Source organism: Caproicibacter sp. BJN0012 (assembly GCF_035986805.1).
In the GTDB taxonomy this organism is placed as follows: Bacteria; Bacillota; Clostridia; order Oscillospirales; family Acutalibacteraceae; genus Caproicibacter.
Genome location: NZ_CP142518.1, coordinates 2587546 through 2603969 on the forward strand (window position 1 = coordinate 2587546; position 16424 = coordinate 2603969).

Below are 16424 nucleotides of genomic sequence, written 5' to 3' on the forward strand. Positions count from 1 at the left end.
TCGTTCCCTCCAATTAAAATGTAATGAATCGCATAAATGGTTCTGCATCGGGTTCGTGTTCTGCAAACTGCTCGGGCTGTGCAAAGCGGTTTTTGTAATATTCGATCTGTAAATTGGTTAGGGATGCGAAGTCACCTTCACCATTATCCCGGACAATGAAAAACGGCCCGCAGAGGATATCCTCTCCGAGCCGCCTGTTCATTTCCATGCCGTTCAGCTTTCCTTCTTCGTTTACTACGATGATGGCGCCGTCATCCATATAAACGCATTCTATGAGGCCGTCCACCTCTGCCTGCAGGCTGTTGAGATCCGAACCGATATCTTTTTCCTCGGGAGCCTTTCCTGGCTCGACGCGCAGGACGTGCAAGGTTTTGTTTTCTGATTCTTTCATGGTGTTGCCTCCGCTTCTGAAATGTAGTTGATGTATGGGATCTGCAGCCATGCCGTCCAACTCCTCTCAGAGAGCTGCGTCTTGACCACGCCGTATTTAGTGCCCATTGCTTCAATGACTTCTCCGTTTCCAATGTATACACCAATGTGGCCTTCGTGCCAGACCGCAAGCCCAGGGATATCCGGCATGGTGGACATATTTCCCTTGACTGTGGCGTTGTTGTACATCCCGTCCGCGCCCACGTCGGGCATGCCGTTGATGCCATAGCCGATGCTCATGGTGGACGTGTCCAGCCATCCATAGCCCTTGATGAGTCCCACGCAGTCGGTTGTTCTGCATCCCAGCCAGTTCTGCCGGATGAAATCCTCATAGTTGCCCACGCCGTCAGGATACTGTGCCAGTTTGGACGCGAAGAGCGAATCCGTAAGGACGGAGCCATAGGTGCCCCACACATAACCCCAGCCATTTCTCCATGCGTTCTCCGCATAGGTCACGAGGTCGAGATTGTTCTTCGTAGTGGGATCGGCGAAGGCGGAGACGTCCAGTTCGATGCTCACGCCGTCGCCTCGGGTATACCCACCGGAGAATGTATCTCCGCCGCTGTGCGTCCGGGAGTATACCTCATCCGCGTTCTTCCGCACCGCGTCGGTAATCTCTACGCCCATCTTGGAATGGATGTTGGCGTATGCCGTTTCCAACGAAACCGGCACGGCGACGGTATAGGTTTCCGAATGTTCCGTGCCATTGTCATCGGTCCAGGTGCGGGTGCGTTCCTCATAGCTCACGAAGCAGTCCACGAACTGCTCAATGCCAACGGCGCCTGGGTTTTCCTCGCCGAAATACAGAGAATAGAAAACGGCCTTGACCCGATTGGAGTCAAGGCCGCTTCCGCCTTCCGCCATGGCGTTGACAGACGCCACATTGCTGTCCATGATGGCAAGGCTGTTTTGCATATCCGTGATGTGCTGCCGGTATGCTTCCGGAACGGAGCCTGCGATCATGCCGCCGTAGTAGCAGAGGTCGAGTGCCGCCGCGTTGTGATCCGCGCCGCCCGACATAAAGCTGCACACAACGACCAGCAAGAGAATGAGCGGCGAGAGGATGGCGGCTATGATCCAGCCCACGGTTTTGCGGAGCTTTTCGCTGGTGAGGACGCTGGCGGCGATCTTCGCCGCCGCTGCCGGAGAGAGCGCCATCAGCGACCACCTGCCTTGCCGAACAGTTTTTCCTTATACGCCGGGGCATGAACCAAAAGGTTGTACCGCTCGTTGCCGCATTTGTAGAGGCAGACGCCCCGCTGGGGGAAGCGGATGAGATTGTACTCGGATTCTTCGAGCTGGAGCGTATCCATATAAAACTTCTTGTCGATGTTGCCGGCGTTGAACAGGAAGGCGTGGGTTGGGATGCTGAACAGCGGCTTTGTCAGCTCGGCTATGCCGGGGATGGCGAAGTCCTCGAGGTTCTGGCTGGCGAGGATGACGCTGGATTCTTTTTTGCGAACACGCTTCATGAAATTACGGATGTACTCGATTGCGGTCAGGTTCGTCAGGAACAGGTACAGTTCGTCGATGCTGGCAGCGGTGTTGCCCTCGGTCAGCAGCTTATCCGACATGAAGGACAGCACGTTGAACAGCAGGGCGTTCTTCACGTTTTTACTGGCCTGCAGAAGTCCCTTTACGCCGAACACCACGAAACGGCTGGATGTCACATTGGTATGACCGTTGAAAAACTGGCTCTCCGCGCCCTGACACATGGAGTGGAGCCCCAGCAGGATGTCCTGAAGCAATTCCGCTGTGTAGAGCTGAAACTTCTGCGCGTGGTAGGCTTTGTATTCCGCCTCGATCAGCTTATAGAGATCGGAGAGGATGGGATAGTCCTCCGGCGTCAGCTTTGAGAAGTCGGCTCGATCGCTGATGCCCCATTTTTCATACAGTTTTCCCAACATCAGTTCGATCACATCAATATGCTTATCATCAAAATCTTTGTAGCACCTGAAAAAATCTTTGAGGAAGGAAATGTGCTGCGAGAGCTTGGTGGTCTGCCGAAAGGTCTGCGGCGCGTCCTTATCGTCCGCGCCGCAGCCGTCGTCCCATGCCTTTGGCTCCAGGGGATTGATCATGTACTGTCCGCTCATGAGATCGACAAAGCACCCGCCGAGGTTCTCGGCGAGGTCAACGTATTCATGCTCGGGGTCCAGGCACAGGACGTTCTTTCCGCTCTCCAGAATATTGCACAGGAGCAGTTTGAGAAGATAGCTCTTGCCCTGGCCACTGTTGCCGAGAATGAGGCAGCAGGGATTGGTCTTATCGTCGTCGCGCTTGTCAAGGTCGACGAGGATATTACTGCCGAACTTATCGCGCCCGATGTAGAAGCCATGGGCGTCGGTCTTGCCGGAGTAGTTGAAAGGATAGAGGTTGGCGACCGAGCTGGCGGGCAGAACGCGCTCAAACTGAGCTCCGAACACGTTCCATCCACTGGGGCCGACGCAGAGGAAGCCCTGCTGCTGACGGAGCAGGAGCCTGTCCACATTGAGCTTGCTCCGTACCAGTTCCGTCAGCACGTCGGTCTGGAGCAGCTTCAGTTCATCATATTCGTGGGCAATGAGTTCGATATACACCGCGCAGTGGAGGAGCGGCTCGCGGTTGCGGTGCATGGCAGATACCAGCGCGGTCACGTCCTGCAGATTACTTTCCGCGGTGACCGTCTGCTGGAGGTCGTTGGTATTGGAGCCTGCCATGCGGTTTTTGTTTGCCGCGTTGTGGATGATCGTCTTTTCCTCGCTCGGCGTGACCTGCCGAGTGTAGATGCGGAGCGTCACCCCGTCCTTTTCGCCCAGATGCCGCAGGATTGCCTGCTCGTCCGTAGCGGTGGGGTATTCCCGCAGCGCCCATACACACCGATAAGTGTTGCCGCAGAGAAAGTGATCCACATTGAATTTGATGATCCCAGGCGAGATCATGTCGAGGAACTCCTTGATCTGCGCTTCCTGCGCTGGGGCCGCGCTTTTTTTACTGTGTTTATCCAATTGGGTTACCTCCTGATCCCTATTCGCCGAGGATGATCCAGCGATCTCCATCGTTGTCCTCGTATTTTTCTGTCGTGACATTCTGCTCGTAGTAAACGCCGAGGAGCCGTTTGATGCCCTCGCTCTCGCACAGACGTACGGTGAATCCCTGATCTTTGAGAGATTTTTCTATCGTCATCAGGTGAGAGCGCACATCCGTTTCTTTTTCTCTTTTCAGGCGCACGATGATAAGAAACTCACGGGCGGTTGCCATCTGCACCTGCAGGCGGTCGAGACTGACTGCGTCCAGCTCCAGCAGTTTCCGCACAGGGGGCAGGTTCTCCGCATTCGTCCGCGCTTTCAGGAAGCTCTTGTTTTCCTCAAAGTTTTCCCGGCTGTTGATGCAGAGCATCTCCACCTCCGTCTGGCCTTTGAGGACGGTCATCAGGGCGTAGATCCGCGCCGCCACACTGGCGTCGGACAGAACGCTGATGTTGGTCGGCTTGATCGAAAAAAAGACCAGCTCTCCATGGCTGGTCAGAAGGCTGTATTCGGAGATCCCGTCGATGCCGATGAGCTGGCGTGTGGACTGCCGCTCACGCTCGGCGTTCTTCTTTTTTCTGCTCATGTTTTTATCCTCCAGTAGTAGATCTGCTGCTTCCCAAAAAAGAAGCCGAAGGCGTTCACGATAAAATCGCGGATGCTGGTCCCGTCAAAGCGGATGGTGAGAAAGGCGTATACCGCCGATGCCACAACGGGAAGGAAAAAGCGGAGCTGGGCCAGCGCAAAGACAGAAAGCAGAAGCCCCACGCCGATGATGCCCACATCCCGCAGTTCCCACAGAAACAGCGTTGCCTTGGCCTTCAGGTTGTCAGGGTATAGATACAAATATTTCGCCTCCAAAAGTTTTGGGGCCGCCTCCCGGCAGCCCCGCGCGGTCATTTTTGATTATGCGATGTTCGCGTCGTCCAGCGCTTTTTGGATCAGTCCCAGCACGAATTCCCGCTGGCTTACCTTTTTGTCGGTACGCTCCGACTCGCTGTCGAGGTAACGCTTGATCCGCTGGAACAGTTCCTCCGGGATCTGAAACGCCATGGTTCTGGTGCCTTCCATTTTTCGTCCTTCTTTCAGATTGTAGTATTCGGTGATGAGCGCGATGACGTATTGGCTGAGCGTCTGGCCCGACTGCTCCTGTTCTGTCCGCACTCTGGCGTGTAGGGACTCGGGGATCTGAGCACAGAGGTTTTTTGTCGTTTCCACGGTGACAACTCCTTTCCTGATTTGCAAGCCAAGTATAGCGGGAGCGCGGCGCAATAGCTATGACCAGAACCAACGAAGAATACGGGCTAAGTGAAGCGTATTACCCACTGACCGTCTCTCTCAGTACGGCGGCGATGCCGCGCAGGACGAAGGTCACGCATGGGATTGCCACGCTGTTACCCAGCGCCTTGTAACGGGCGCTGTCCGACGCGCCGGGAATATCTGTCCAGCCGTCTGGGAAGCCCTGGAGTCGTTCACACTCCAGAGGTGTCAGGCGACGGATGAGCTGCCGCTGTTCGGTATCCGGCTGGCAGATGAGATCGGTGGCGTCCTTGTGCTGGCGCGCGCTTTCCGTACTGGCAACATCCTGCTCCACGAACTGATCTACGCGCTGCCGATTGAAGACTGCGTGATGATCTAATCCCGAGGGTTGACTTATCCCGATGTTGTCAGGTAAGGGCGGAGCTACTTGTTGAGAATCAAGTATGTGTTTTTCCGTTGTCATCATAAAACCTCCAGATAATAATATTAAAAGTGGTCGGGTAGGCTAATGCCGACTCGGCCACTTTTGGACTGAATCATATTGTTTTAACAGACTATGCAAGACCATACAAACGCTTGATCATCTGCTCGTCATTTTCCCAAATCAGCTCGATTGTAGCATTGGCTTCACATTTATCTGTAATTTTTTGTATGGCTTGCCTTTTCATTTCAGTATCGGCCCAGGCATAGATCCGAGTAGTGTTTACATCGGCATGTCCGAGAAACTCGGACAGTAAAACCAGAGGCATACCTCCCCGATACAAGTGCATCGCTCTGGAATGGCGCAACTGGTGTGGGTGAACTCTATCCGGAAATTCTGAACATAACTTTTTGCCTGTTTCTCCGTATTTGCGCATGAACAGCGAGACAGCATCCGAGGACATTTTGTTTCTGTGGCCATGAGAGATTGTATAGAACAGAAAATCCTCATCTTTCCTTGATATTGCAGGATGAGCTGTATTGAGGTAATTCTTCAGATGCCCAGCAACTTTGGACGAAATGGGTAGTTTTCGCATTTTAGCCCCTTTGCCTGTAAGATAAACAGACGGAGTATTCTGCTGCAATTCCAAATCGCCAATCCGCAAATCCAACAGTTCCTGACACCGTGCGGCAACGTCATACATTAAAATCATAAAACAAAAATCCCGAAAACCTGTTGTCTTCTTAGTATTAGGTTGCAGAAATAATGCTTCGAGAGCTGGCAAGCTCATGAATTCCACTACCTTACCGTGGGCTTTTTTAACGGGTACGTTTGCTAACTCGACCTGGAAATAGATCTTTGCCGGATCGACAATGCTTGAATATTTTGCAAAAGAGCGGATCGCCATCAAGCGCAGATTTACAGTTTGAGGTGAGCATCCCCGCGAAACTGTGAGCCAATCCAAAAAGCCGCAGACATTTGTATAAGTCAGATCATCGAAACCTATCCGAGCATACCCAAGGCCAAGTTCTTCCTTAAAATATTGAAGCAGGAGACTCAATGATTCCCGATAGGATTTCTGCGTATTTTTGCTGTAGTTTTTTTGCTTGAGTAAATATATCTCAAGAAAATTTTTAATTGTTTTGAAAAAGCGTTCGTCTTTCATCAGCATTGTTCTACCTCCGGAATCATATCTACGTAATCTTCAAGGTGAAGATCTGACATTTGTGGAAAAAATTCAGGCACAAGATGAATGTAATAGGCGGTGTCAGACAGATTTTTGTGTCCCATATACTCGCTGAGATAAGCAAGACAGGCATTGACATCCTGTCCTTCCTTCATCCATTGATACAAACGATGTGTGGCAAATGTATGGCGGAGATCATAAAGTCTGGGTTCGTTCCCTGCGCAATGGTGATATAGTCCGGCCTCAATCAAAAATTTCCTGAAGGTGGGAATGATCCACTCTTGGGAATACATCCCCTCTCCGCGACTGCTTGGACTGGGAAAGAAAAATCTTCTTTCCGGATAGATCAACCCAACTTTTTTAGAATACCGGCGGCATAATTCCAGTATTGAGCCCGAAAGCATGACGATGCGGTCTTTATGACCTTTGGATTCCAGTATTTTTACACAGCCAGTATTAAGATCAACATCTTCCGGACGTAGGCGACGAGCTTCAATTGGCCTTAATCCGCAGCAGTAAATCATTCTGAACATCACGGAAACAACTAAGTGCTTTACTTGCGTTCGGGTTGATGGTTGACATTGGTCAATCACACTAAAAATGGTAGATAGTTCCTCTTTGGTGTAGATATGCGGGATGTGACGTTCGGTTTTGCGCATCAGCTCCATTGGAAGGACATAGGCCGCAATGCCTATACCGTTCATATATCTGGCAAGCTCACGAATAACGGAGACTCGGTTGAGTCGAAACAGATTCCGTTCACAGTCCCGGCATTCGGCCCATTTTAGAACCAACTGCTGCGTTATTTGTGTCTCGTTAGGGAATTGTTCTTGGCAAAACCGTTCAAACATATACAAAATACGTTCGCTTTCCAGATAATCGAAACCGAAGGCACGCTTTTGTGCGATTAAACCACATATATACAGAGCGAACGCTCCGGTAAAGTCATATCTCATAGAAGTGCCTCCTGCGTAACTTCAATTCCGTCAAGGTCTAATGCGCAGACAAGTAGCCGCTTTTTACTGATGCGTACATATGGTTTCATTGAGTCAATTTGAGTATGACCTAATATTTCTTTTACGGTATCAATCGGTACTCCGCCATCAATCATTTGCGTGGCCACATATCTTCTAAAGCTATGAAAGCCCTTATGACATCCCGGATCGTAGTTCATCTCAGCCTTGCGCATATGCAATCTCAGTCGATCACCAACCGCATTGGGGGTCATTGCACCATAAGGAAATCGCGCTCTAACGAACAAAAATTCCGATTGTGTTTTTGGGCGTTCATTAAGAATATAGTCTGCTATGGCGTTTCCGACTGCGGGTTCCAAAGGCAGTGCCAATTCCACTCCGGTTTTATGCTGACAAAATCTGATTTCATGGCTGTTCCAATTAATGTTCACTAATTTTAAGTTTACTATATCGACCGCACGCAGGCCAACACTTTGCGCTATAGCAAAAACAGCAGTGTCTCGCTTGGACAAGCTGGAATACTTCATTGCGGAATCTGTAATCGCCACAACCTCTTGCGTTGAAAATACCGGCATCAGCTTTTTCCTCTGCGACGGCCGCGCCGTTAATGAAGGTCTAAAATCAATGCAGTCCATACAGCCCAGCAGATATTCACACAGATTCTTTAGCGCACTTAGCACACGCTCCATGCTGCCTTTATGTTGCGGCGCAACAAACAGTAGAAAATCACTGATCGATTTGAGCGTTATCGTTTTTAATGAAGAATGCCCGTTCGTTTCGAGATATCTGAAAAATTTGCGCGTTATCCCGACAAAACTTTGGATTCCTTTAGGGGTACGCATCTTTCTTCTTTCTTCCCAAAATTTAAATTCCAGCGTAATGTTTTCATAATAGGCAGATAACTGATAAGTTGGACAAGGCTTGATTCTATGCCACACGATGCAACGCCTTAAAGAATATTCTTCCATCATCGCCGCCATCTTACGAACGCGCATATTTATGTGATTCCCAATAAGACCTTCTTGAAATTGCTTCTGGATACCAAGAACTACCTCATTTGTAAACACAGGATCATATAACTCTTTCCCGGCTTTTCGGTACGCCTTGATGAGAGGCCACATGCCCTCATAGTAATAGTTACGAAGACTGTATTTTCCCAGCCCCATCTTGCGTAACGCATTGAGCAGTCCGTCGCAAAGACATTTTAGTTCAATTTCTTTTTGCATAACAAAGTACCTCCATAATATTGTGGATCGGCCTATGACCGTCAACTTCATTATAGAGGTGCTTTCGATATATTTAGTTATTGAAACCATACGAGTAAAAAGAAGGTTTAAACTCCTTATTCAGTTGTCGCTAATTTTCATCTGCAGAAATAGAAATTGCTTTGACCGGGCAAGAGTTTACTGCCTTCATAAGCTTCTCCTGATCGATCTCTTCGCTAATTTCTTTGAGAGAAGCTTTTTTGTTCTGAATTTCAAATAACTCCGGGTAGTTTTTTGTACACAAAGAACACCCCATGCAGGCGGATCTGTTGATAGAAGGGCCGCTCTGATTTGCCCTGAGCTGAGGCAGGTCATCATCCTTTACAATTTTCGCTGTGATCCAAGAAAAAACAACGATGGCGATGACAGTCAAAACCCAGCGAACCGCCATAAACTTAAATCCCAGGAATTTCAACTCATTTAATAGCATCGGGACTTTTATCACTGCCCAAGCGCTTAAAATGATAACCAGATTTCTGACTGAAGCGCCTTTCTTATGCAGCATCACGCATAGTGGAAACGCCGCGTAGATTGGGCCCGCCGATATACTTCCAAGCGCAAGAGAAAGAACAACGCCTTTTGTTTTTGCTTCTTTTCCAAGATACTTCATGATTTTTTCCTTGGGAACCCATAAATCCAGGAGAGCTGTCAGAACAAATATGACCGGCATGATCATAATCATTTCTTTTATGTAATAGAAGCTGTTCTTGACAGAGGCAATGCCCATGTTCTGGTTTATAATAAACATAGCAATGTAAGCTGCCGCAATGAACAGGATAAACAGGTTTTCTTTTGCTTTACGCAGAACCTTCATACAATCACCCCCATAACAAGTGCAATAATAATCGCAAATAGAAAACTCAGCCCGTTTCGCACGGCGGTAAATTTTAAGCCAAACTCACGCTTTTCAAGCGGAAATGTGACGATACCAACCATCGTAAGCGTTGTCAGAAAAGCGACGGATGGAACTATCCCCACGCCCGCGTGCACAAGCGTACCGACAAGCGGAAAAGCAATAAATGCCGGAATCAGGGTAATTGCTCCGAACGCGGCAGCAATAACAGTGGCCAAAAGTACCGACTGCTTGCCGACAAATTCGGCAATGTTCTCAGGCGGGAATACAGTCAGGATTAAACCAATCAAAAAAATAATGGACAAAATACTGCCCAGCATTCCTTTGCCCATGCCAAACGCCATTTTGAGGGCCTGCTTTGTTTTTCCCTTATCCTTGGCAAAAGAAAATATTAGGAATATGGCGGTTCCGATCCACATTGCCAAAGTCAATACATCCATGTGATACCTCCTATAATCTGTTTGATCAGATTATAAAGGGTATTATTCAATTGAAATAGACACCCATGTTTCTTTTTGTTATAATATTCAAAAAGGAGCGGTCTATATGATAATTGAGAAAATACGGCGCATACCCTTGCTTTCGGAAATGGATACCGCCGTTTTGGATAGATGTATTGCGAAAAACCAAATTTTTGTCAGGCATTACTCAAAGGGCGCGACGGTACACCATCAGCATGAAGCCTGTTCTGTGCTCGACGTTGTTTTATCGGGAAAGCTGGTTGCGTATTCCTTATCAGAAAATGGTTCCGCGATTACAATGTTCGAATTTCAAAAAAACAGTATTATCGGAGCTAATTTGCTGTTTGGAGAAAATACCAACTATCCGTTAAATATTTATGGCGTAACAGATGGGGACGTGCTTCATATAACGAGAGAAGCGGTTATGGAATTCCTGCATGACTATCACTTTGTCATGCGGTTTATAAAATCCTTGTCTCTGAATTCCCAAGGTATGAATCGGAAGATTAAAATGCTGACCCAAAAAACGCTGCGTGAGAACTTAATGGACTATCTCAAGCAACAATCTATTATTCAAGGCTCTTCGAAAATCGTCCTTCCGTTCAGCAAAAAAGAACTGGCAGACTACTTGGGCGTTCAACGACCGTCGCTGTTCAGGGAACTGAAAAAAATGAAGGACGAGGGAATCATTGAAATTGATAACCGCACGATTCAGCTATAACAGCTCAAACTGATTTTTGTAAAACCTTAGAACGCCATCGTCCCTGAGCTTGGAAAGCTCAGCCGACATGGCGCTACGCTCGACGGAAAGGTAGTCCGCGAGTTCCTGTCGGTTGAATGGAATGCAAAAGTGACTGCTTCCCGATTTCTTGGCCTCAGCCGAAAGGTAGGCCAGGAGTTTTTCACGGGTGGTTCGTTTCGAGGTGAATTCAATTTTCTGCGTCAGTGATATATTTTTCATTGATACGATGTTTAACATGTTCTGAATAAGCTTGCTGTGAAAACCGCACGCCTTCGCGCACGGGACTGCAAGCCTGTGACAGTCGATAAAGAGAAGCTCACTTTCGCTCATCGTGATCACACTGACCGGAAGCGTTTTTATTTCCGCGCAGGCAAAGGATTCCCCGAACAGATTCCCAATGTCAATTTTTCCAAGGATGCTTCTATTTCCGTAATAGTCATCCTGCACAACCTGAACCTGTCCCGATAGAACGATGCCGAATTTTTCGATGCTTTCGCCGCTGAAAAACACGGTTTGCCCTTTTTCGTAATGAACCGATTTTGCAGTCAGGCATGACAAAAGTGGCAGTAAATCTGATTCTTCAATGCCCTTGAATAATCGTACTGTTTTCAGCACATCCAAATAATTTTTCATAATATCCTCTTTCGTTGGAAATCCAACGGACTTATTGACTTAAGAATAGTAAACTTAAGGCAGAAAGTCAATAATAACCTGAAATAACGCACTCGGAAAAAGAGGTGAACGGAACATGATTCGAAAGATTATTAGAATTGATGAAGAAAAATGTAATGGCTGCGGTCTGTGCGCAAAAGCCTGCCACGAAGGGGCAATCGGCATGGTAAACGGAAAGGCCAAGCTCCTCCGCGACGATTATTGCGACGGTCTCGGCGACTGCCTGCCGGCCTGCCCGACGGACGCGATCAGCTTTGAGGAACGCGAAGCGAAGGAATACGACGAAGCCGCCGTGAAGAAAAGCAAGCTGAGCAAACAGGGAGAAACGCTGGCTTGCGGCTGCCCGGGGACGCAGTCTAAAGCAATCCATCGGGAAAATGAGTGTGAGGCCGTCCAGCCCAATATCAGCGAAAATAAAAGCCAGTTGTCACAGTGGCCAGTCCAAATCAAACTTGCGCCGGTCAACGCTCCGTATTTCGCGGACGCCAATCTGCTGGTGGCCGCCGACTGTACGGCCTATGCTTACGGCGATTTTCACAACAGGTTTGTCAGGAACAAAGTGACCCTGATCGGCTGTCCCAAGCTTGACGAAGGGGATTACAGCGACAAACTCACGGAGATCATTAGGAGTAACAACATTAAAAGCGTCACGGTAGTCAGAATGGAAGTTCCCTGCTGCGGCGGGATCGAAAACGCGGTAAAACGGGCGCTTCAAAACAGCGGCAAAATGATTCCCTGGCAGGTAGTGACGATTTCAACCGACGGAAAAATTCTTGATTGACAGGAGGGTATCATAATGATAGAAAAAGAGTATAAGCTGTCCAAAACCAATGAAAAAGCGATAGAAAAAGTCATATTTGACGAAAACCTGCATTACCTCCACATGGTGTTCAACCAGGGCGAGGGACTGCCGGAGCACTTATCCAATTCAAACGTGTATATGACCGTCATTCGCGGAAGGCTCTCCATCGGACTTGATGATCAGGAAATCCATGAGTATGAGGCCGGAACTCTGCTGAAAATCCCGTTTCAAACTAAAATGAATGTCAAAAATGTGCATGACGAAACGCTGGAGCTGATTGTCGTAAAGGCGCCCGCTCCGAAAAGCTGAGAAAGCGAAGGAGGAAACCGGATGAAAAAGTACAGGTGTATTCCCTGCGGGTATATCTATGATCCAGCGCTTGGCGATCCCGACAGCGGCATCGGGCCCGGCACGGTATTTGAAGATTTGCCCGATGATTGGCAGTGCCCGATCTGTTTTGTCGGCAAGGACGAATTTGAACCTGTTGAAGACTAAATTTTAAAGGAGGAAACAAAAATGAGTATGTTTTGTTATCAATGTCAGGAAACCGCCGGAGGAAAGGGCTGCGCGGTGCGCGGCGTCTGCGGAAAAACCGAAGAAGTAGCAAAGCTTCAGGATCTTCTGATTTACACCCTCAAGGGCATTTCAGAAATTGTAGTCAAAAGAAAGCTGGACGTCAAAACCCTTGGCGAAACAAATTATGAGGTGCTCAGCAGCCTGTTTATGACCATCACCAACGCGAATTTTGACGACGGCTCTATTGAAAAGCAGATCATGAAAATGATCGCCGTAAGAGACGAACTCAGAAATTCTAATGCTTCTGCGGGTTTACACGATGCGGCGACCTTCATGGTGAGCTCCAGAGCGTCTATGCTGGAAAAAGCCACTACCGTCGGTGTGCTGTCAACCGCAAACGAGGACGTGCGGTCTCTCCGCGAGATGATCACATACGGTCTTAAGGGCATGGCGGCCTACGCCGAGCACGCGAAAAACATCGGAAAAGAAGATTCGGCAATCAACGCCTTCATCTATGAGGCGCTGGCGGCAACGCTGGACGATTCCCTCTCCGCCGATGATCTGGTGGCACTGACGCTGAAGACCGGAGAATACGGCGTCAAAGTTATGGCGCTACTGGATGAGGCCAACACATCACGGTTCGGCAATCCTGAAATCACCGAGGTCAATATCGGCGTCAGAAAAAATCCCGCGATCCTGATTTCCGGCCACGACCTGACCGATCTGGAACAGCTTTTGGAGCAAACCAAAGGCACCGGCGTGGATGTATATACCCACAGCGAGATGCTGCCCGCCCATTATTACCCGGCTTTCAAAAAATACGATAATTTCGCGGGCAACTACGGCAACGCCTGGTGGAAGCAGCTCGATGAATTTGTATCCTTCCGTGGCCCCATTCTCTTTACCACTAACTGCATCGTCCCGCCAAGAAGCGAAGAGGTCCGGGGCAGAATCTATACCACGGGTTCCACGGGCTATCCCGGCTGCAAGCACATCGAAGCCGACGAGAACGGGAAAAAGGATTTTTCAGAAATCATCGCGCTTGCCAAGACCCTTCCCGCGCCAGATGAGATCGAAACTGGAAGCATCGTCGGCGGCTTTGCACACAATCAAGTAATGGCTCTGGCCGACAAGGTCGTCGATGCCGTCAAATCCGGCGCGATCAAAAAGTTCTTTGTCATGGCAGGTTGTGACGGACGCATGAAGTCCAGAGAATACTACACCGAGTTTGCCGAGAAGCTCCCGAAGGACACGGTGATTCTTACGGCGGGCTGCGCGAAATACCGTTATAATAAGCTGAAGCTGGGCGATATCGGCGGTATTCCGAGAGTTCTCGACGCCGGACAGTGCAACGATTCTTATTCTCTGGCGGTGATTGCGCTGAAGTTAAAAGAGGTGTTTGGACTCGATGACATCAATAAACTGCCGATTGCCTTCAATATCGCCTGGTACGAACAAAAGGCCGTTATCGTTCTCTTGGCTCTGCTGTACCTGGGCGTGAAGAACATCCACCTCGGCCCCACGCTGCCGGGTTTCCTGTCTCCCAATGTGGCCAAGGTATTGGTTGAAAAATTTGGTATCGCGGGTGTCGGAACAGTTGATGATGACATCAAACTGTTCATGAACGCCTGATAGAGAAAGGAATATCAGCATATGAAAGCGACGATCGACAGAGAAGGCTGTATTTCCTGCGGGCTATGTGCATCAACCTGTCCGGAGGTATTTCGGATGGCTGATGACGGGCACGCGGAGGTTTGCGCGGACCCTATTCCTGAATCTGCGGAAGACTCGGCAGCAGAAGCGCGTGATAACTGTCCCGTCTCTGTTATCATGGTAGAATAGCCAGAATCAGCGCCCTTCTGAAAGGTTTTGGCCGTTCAGAAGGGCACTTTAACTGGAACTCTCAGAGGGCAAGGGGTGTAAAATGAACCATATTGGGCAAGTAATAAATGCTATGATCGCGTATTACGCCGGGGATGTTCGGCGAATCAACCATTTTCTGAAGGTATTCGGTTTTGCCAAGGCAATCGGAGAGATGGAAGGATTAGACGAAAGCACGCAGGAGATTATTGAAATCGCGGCGCTTACTCATGACATTGGGATTAAAAACAGTGAGAAAAAGTACAACAGCTCCGCTGGGAACTATCAGCAGATTGAAGGTCCGCCTGAAGCAAAAAAGCTTCTGGAGGGGGTAGGCATCGAATCAGGTGTTATTGACCGCGTATACTGGCTTATCGCGCATCATCATACCTATACCGACATTCAGGGAATCGATTATCAAATACTGGTTGAGGCGGACTTTCTTGTTAATGCTTATGAAGATAATATGTCGAATGACTCCGTTCACAGTATCGGGAGTAAAATGTTTAAAACATTGAGTGGGAAAGCCATTCTAAACGCAATATATGCCTAAAGGAAAATTAAATCAACAATTAGTATGAATACGAAAAAAGCGGTCCTGGCAGAATTGAACTGTCAGTCCGCTTTTAATCTATTATCTGGAGGTTTTATGATGACAACGGAAGAGAAAATACTTGATTCTCAACAAATAGCCCTACCCTTACCTGACAGCATCGGGATAACTCAATCTTCGGGATTAGACCGGTTATCTGGATGTCTGGATAATCGGTCGGTAGCTGTCAGGGTATAGGAAATATCCGCCTGCCAGCCAAGACCGTTGCCGCCGTTTTGCGGTTGCCGGTCAATGGCATTGCCGGTGATGCAGATAGTATCCGGTTCGCGTGAAACCAGAGGGACGTTGTTGCCGCCGGTCCCATACCGGGCCGACATGGCGGGCGCGACTTTGTGCGGGCCGGAGTATCTGGCATCGATCCCATGGTTTTCGTATACCAGCGGCTGATGCCCTTTCTCATCGGCACGGAGCGTGCCGGTGTGGTCGAGAGACAGATCCATGCGCTTCCCGCCCTGGTCGTTCAGGCACAGAATGGACGGCATCATGTTTCCGCTGGCCGAGGCTTTCAGCGTGGGCGCGCGTTCCTCCTGATACCCGATGGTCCCGGCAGACGGCCCGGCCCCGGCGCAGAATCCGGCTACATTATGGGAGTCAATTCGACTTGGCAATGAGGACGTGGCGTTTTTGGCTATACCCGCCTGCCGTTCCAGCGCCGCTTCAAGCTGCGGCGGCAGATCCTTGCCGCGTTCCTCAGCCCTGCGGAGAATTCCCATACAAGCTGTCCTGCTCAAATAATATCGCTGGGGCACTGTCGCCTGCAAAATCTGCGACAAGGAAGATTCTACGGCGTCTTTGGGCGACGCCCCAGTATTGAGCGTCCAGTACTCGCCAAGCAAGGGAGCATTGGTTTCCCAGCACGGCCCCAGCAGATTCCCACCGTCCGGACGCAGGTCGAGGAATTGAAAGTCTGTCGTCCGCAATTCGGATGGTTTCTTCGAGGACCGCTTGGAAATCCTCACCATCTGCCGAGGAGAAGGCTCCGGGGACGTTTTCCCACACCATAAATCTGGGCCGAACAAGGTGAGCTGTTCGGCCTTGCAATCTATCTGCATCTCTCATCTCCTTTACGACACGGATTTGTTCCATAAAAAGGCCGGAACGGGCGCCGGCTAACCCGGCTCTCGCTCCGGCCACGGAGAGATCCTGACACGGGCTGCCGCCGCAGACGATATCCACGGGCGGAAGCTCGGCGCCACTCAGCTTCGTAATATCCCCGACGTGAACCATGTTCTGGAACCGCAGCTTCGTTACCTCGATGGGGAAGACTTCGATCTCGCTGGCCCATACAGGCACGACGCCATTGCGGACTGCCGCCAGTGGGAAGCCTCCGATCCCATCGAAAAGGCTTCCCATCGTCAGCAT

Annotated in this window: 19 protein-coding genes and 2 pseudogenes; 7 read left to right on the plus strand and 14 right to left on the minus strand. The window is 49.5% G+C overall.

The genetic code is table 11. The annotated features are described in order from the left end of the window. Window positions 1-13: 13 nt before the first annotated feature. The 12 genes and pseudogenes from VA597_RS12555 to VA597_RS12610 form a co-directional block, all read right to left on the minus strand. Window positions 14-391 (minus strand): DUF3846 domain-containing protein, encoded by a 378-nt coding sequence (locus VA597_RS12555; protein WP_326974700.1) that lies wholly within the window; start codon window positions 389-391, stop codon window positions 14-16. After that, complete coding sequence (locus tag VA597_RS12560) at window positions 388-1587, minus strand: hypothetical protein (RefSeq protein WP_326974701.1); 1200 nt, start codon at window positions 1585-1587, stop codon at window positions 388-390. The genes VA597_RS12555 and VA597_RS12560 overlap by 4 nt, the downstream gene beginning before the upstream one ends. Continuing rightward, window positions 1587-3350, minus strand: coding sequence for a VirB4 family type IV secretion system protein (locus tag VA597_RS12565; protein ID WP_326975686.1), 1764 nt, complete (start codon window positions 3348-3350; stop codon window positions 1587-1589). The genes VA597_RS12560 and VA597_RS12565 overlap by 1 nt, the downstream gene beginning before the upstream one ends. Window positions 3351-3435: 85 nt before the next feature. After that, window positions 3436-4023 (minus strand): hypothetical protein, encoded by a 588-nt coding sequence (locus VA597_RS12570; RefSeq protein ID WP_326974702.1) that lies wholly within the window; start codon window positions 4021-4023, stop codon window positions 3436-3438. Continuing rightward, the gene (locus tag VA597_RS12575; RefSeq protein WP_326975687.1) at window positions 4020-4283 is read right to left on the minus strand and encodes a hypothetical protein; all 264 of its coding nucleotides are present in this window, start codon (window positions 4281-4283) and stop codon (window positions 4020-4022) included. Before VA597_RS12575 ends, VA597_RS12570 begins: the two co-directional genes overlap by 4 nt. A gap of 60 nt (window positions 4284-4343) precedes the next feature. Beyond that, on the minus strand, window positions 4344-4655 hold the full coding sequence (locus VA597_RS12580; RefSeq protein ID WP_326974703.1) for a 4-oxalocrotonate tautomerase: 312 nt from the start codon (window positions 4653-4655) through the stop codon (window positions 4344-4346). Between the two features lie 100 nt (window positions 4656-4755). Next, window positions 4756-5073: pseudogene (locus tag VA597_RS12585) on the minus strand (DNA cytosine methyltransferase); the annotation flags it as partial. 178 nt (window positions 5074-5251) lie between these two features. After that, window positions 5252-6289, minus strand: a complete 1038-nt coding sequence (locus tag VA597_RS12590) for a tyrosine-type recombinase/integrase (RefSeq protein ID WP_128742631.1) — start codon at window positions 6287-6289, stop codon at window positions 5252-5254. Beyond that, window positions 6283-7260: a tyrosine-type recombinase/integrase gene (locus VA597_RS12595; RefSeq protein ID WP_326974704.1), complete on the minus strand. Its 978-nt coding sequence runs from the start codon at window positions 7258-7260 to the stop codon at window positions 6283-6285. Before VA597_RS12595 ends, VA597_RS12590 begins: the two co-directional genes overlap by 7 nt. After that, entirely contained in the window at window positions 7257-8504 is a 1248-nt protein-coding gene (locus tag VA597_RS12600; RefSeq protein ID WP_326974705.1) for a tyrosine-type recombinase/integrase, read from the minus strand. The genes VA597_RS12595 and VA597_RS12600 overlap by 4 nt, the downstream gene beginning before the upstream one ends. Before the next feature lie 130 nt (window positions 8505-8634). Then, complete coding sequence (locus tag VA597_RS12605; protein ID WP_128742634.1) at window positions 8635-9357, minus strand: permease; 723 nt, start codon at window positions 9355-9357, stop codon at window positions 8635-8637. Then, on the minus strand, window positions 9354-9836 hold the full coding sequence (locus tag VA597_RS12610) for a permease (RefSeq protein ID WP_128742635.1): 483 nt from the start codon (window positions 9834-9836) through the stop codon (window positions 9354-9356). Before VA597_RS12610 ends, VA597_RS12605 begins: the two co-directional genes overlap by 4 nt. Window positions 9837-9942: 106 nt before the next feature. Between VA597_RS12610 and VA597_RS12615 the strand changes: the two genes are divergently transcribed. Beyond that, on the plus strand, window positions 9943-10578 hold the full coding sequence (locus VA597_RS12615) for a Crp/Fnr family transcriptional regulator (RefSeq protein ID WP_128742636.1): 636 nt from the start codon (window positions 9943-9945) through the stop codon (window positions 10576-10578). Here VA597_RS12615 and VA597_RS12620 read toward each other — a convergent pair. After that, window positions 10573-11232: a Crp/Fnr family transcriptional regulator gene (locus VA597_RS12620; protein WP_040660380.1), complete on the minus strand. Its 660-nt coding sequence runs from the start codon at window positions 11230-11232 to the stop codon at window positions 10573-10575. The two genes, VA597_RS12615 and VA597_RS12620, sit on opposite strands and share 6 nt — an antisense overlap. 115 nt (window positions 11233-11347) lie before the next feature. Between VA597_RS12620 and VA597_RS12625 the strand changes: the two genes are divergently transcribed. From VA597_RS12625 to VA597_RS12650, 6 genes are all read left to right on the plus strand, one after another. Next, window positions 11348-12052, plus strand: a complete 705-nt coding sequence (locus VA597_RS12625; RefSeq protein ID WP_040660378.1) for a 4Fe-4S binding protein — start codon at window positions 11348-11350, stop codon at window positions 12050-12052. Between the two features lie 15 nt (window positions 12053-12067). Further along, complete coding sequence (locus tag VA597_RS12630; protein WP_040660376.1) at window positions 12068-12382, plus strand: cupin domain-containing protein; 315 nt, start codon at window positions 12068-12070, stop codon at window positions 12380-12382. A gap of 21 nt (window positions 12383-12403) precedes the next feature. Next, window positions 12404-12568, plus strand: a complete 165-nt coding sequence (gene rd, locus VA597_RS12635) for a rubredoxin (RefSeq protein ID WP_040660375.1) — start codon at window positions 12404-12406, stop codon at window positions 12566-12568. A gap of 21 nt (window positions 12569-12589) precedes the next feature. Continuing rightward, on the plus strand, window positions 12590-14221 hold the full coding sequence (gene hcp / locus VA597_RS12640; protein ID WP_040660373.1) for a hydroxylamine reductase: 1632 nt from the start codon (window positions 12590-12592) through the stop codon (window positions 14219-14221). A 21-nt stretch (window positions 14222-14242) separates the two neighbouring features. Further along, complete coding sequence (locus VA597_RS12645) at window positions 14243-14431, plus strand: ferredoxin (protein WP_128742640.1); 189 nt, start codon at window positions 14243-14245, stop codon at window positions 14429-14431. A gap of 82 nt (window positions 14432-14513) precedes the next feature. Beyond that, window positions 14514-15002: an HD domain-containing protein gene (locus VA597_RS12650; RefSeq protein ID WP_128742641.1), complete on the plus strand. Its 489-nt coding sequence runs from the start codon at window positions 14514-14516 to the stop codon at window positions 15000-15002. 263 nt (window positions 15003-15265) lie between these two features. On the opposite strand, the pseudogene VA597_RS12655 reads toward VA597_RS12650, so the two are convergent. Further along, window positions 15266-16424: pseudogene (locus VA597_RS12655) on the minus strand (DNA cytosine methyltransferase); the annotation flags it as partial.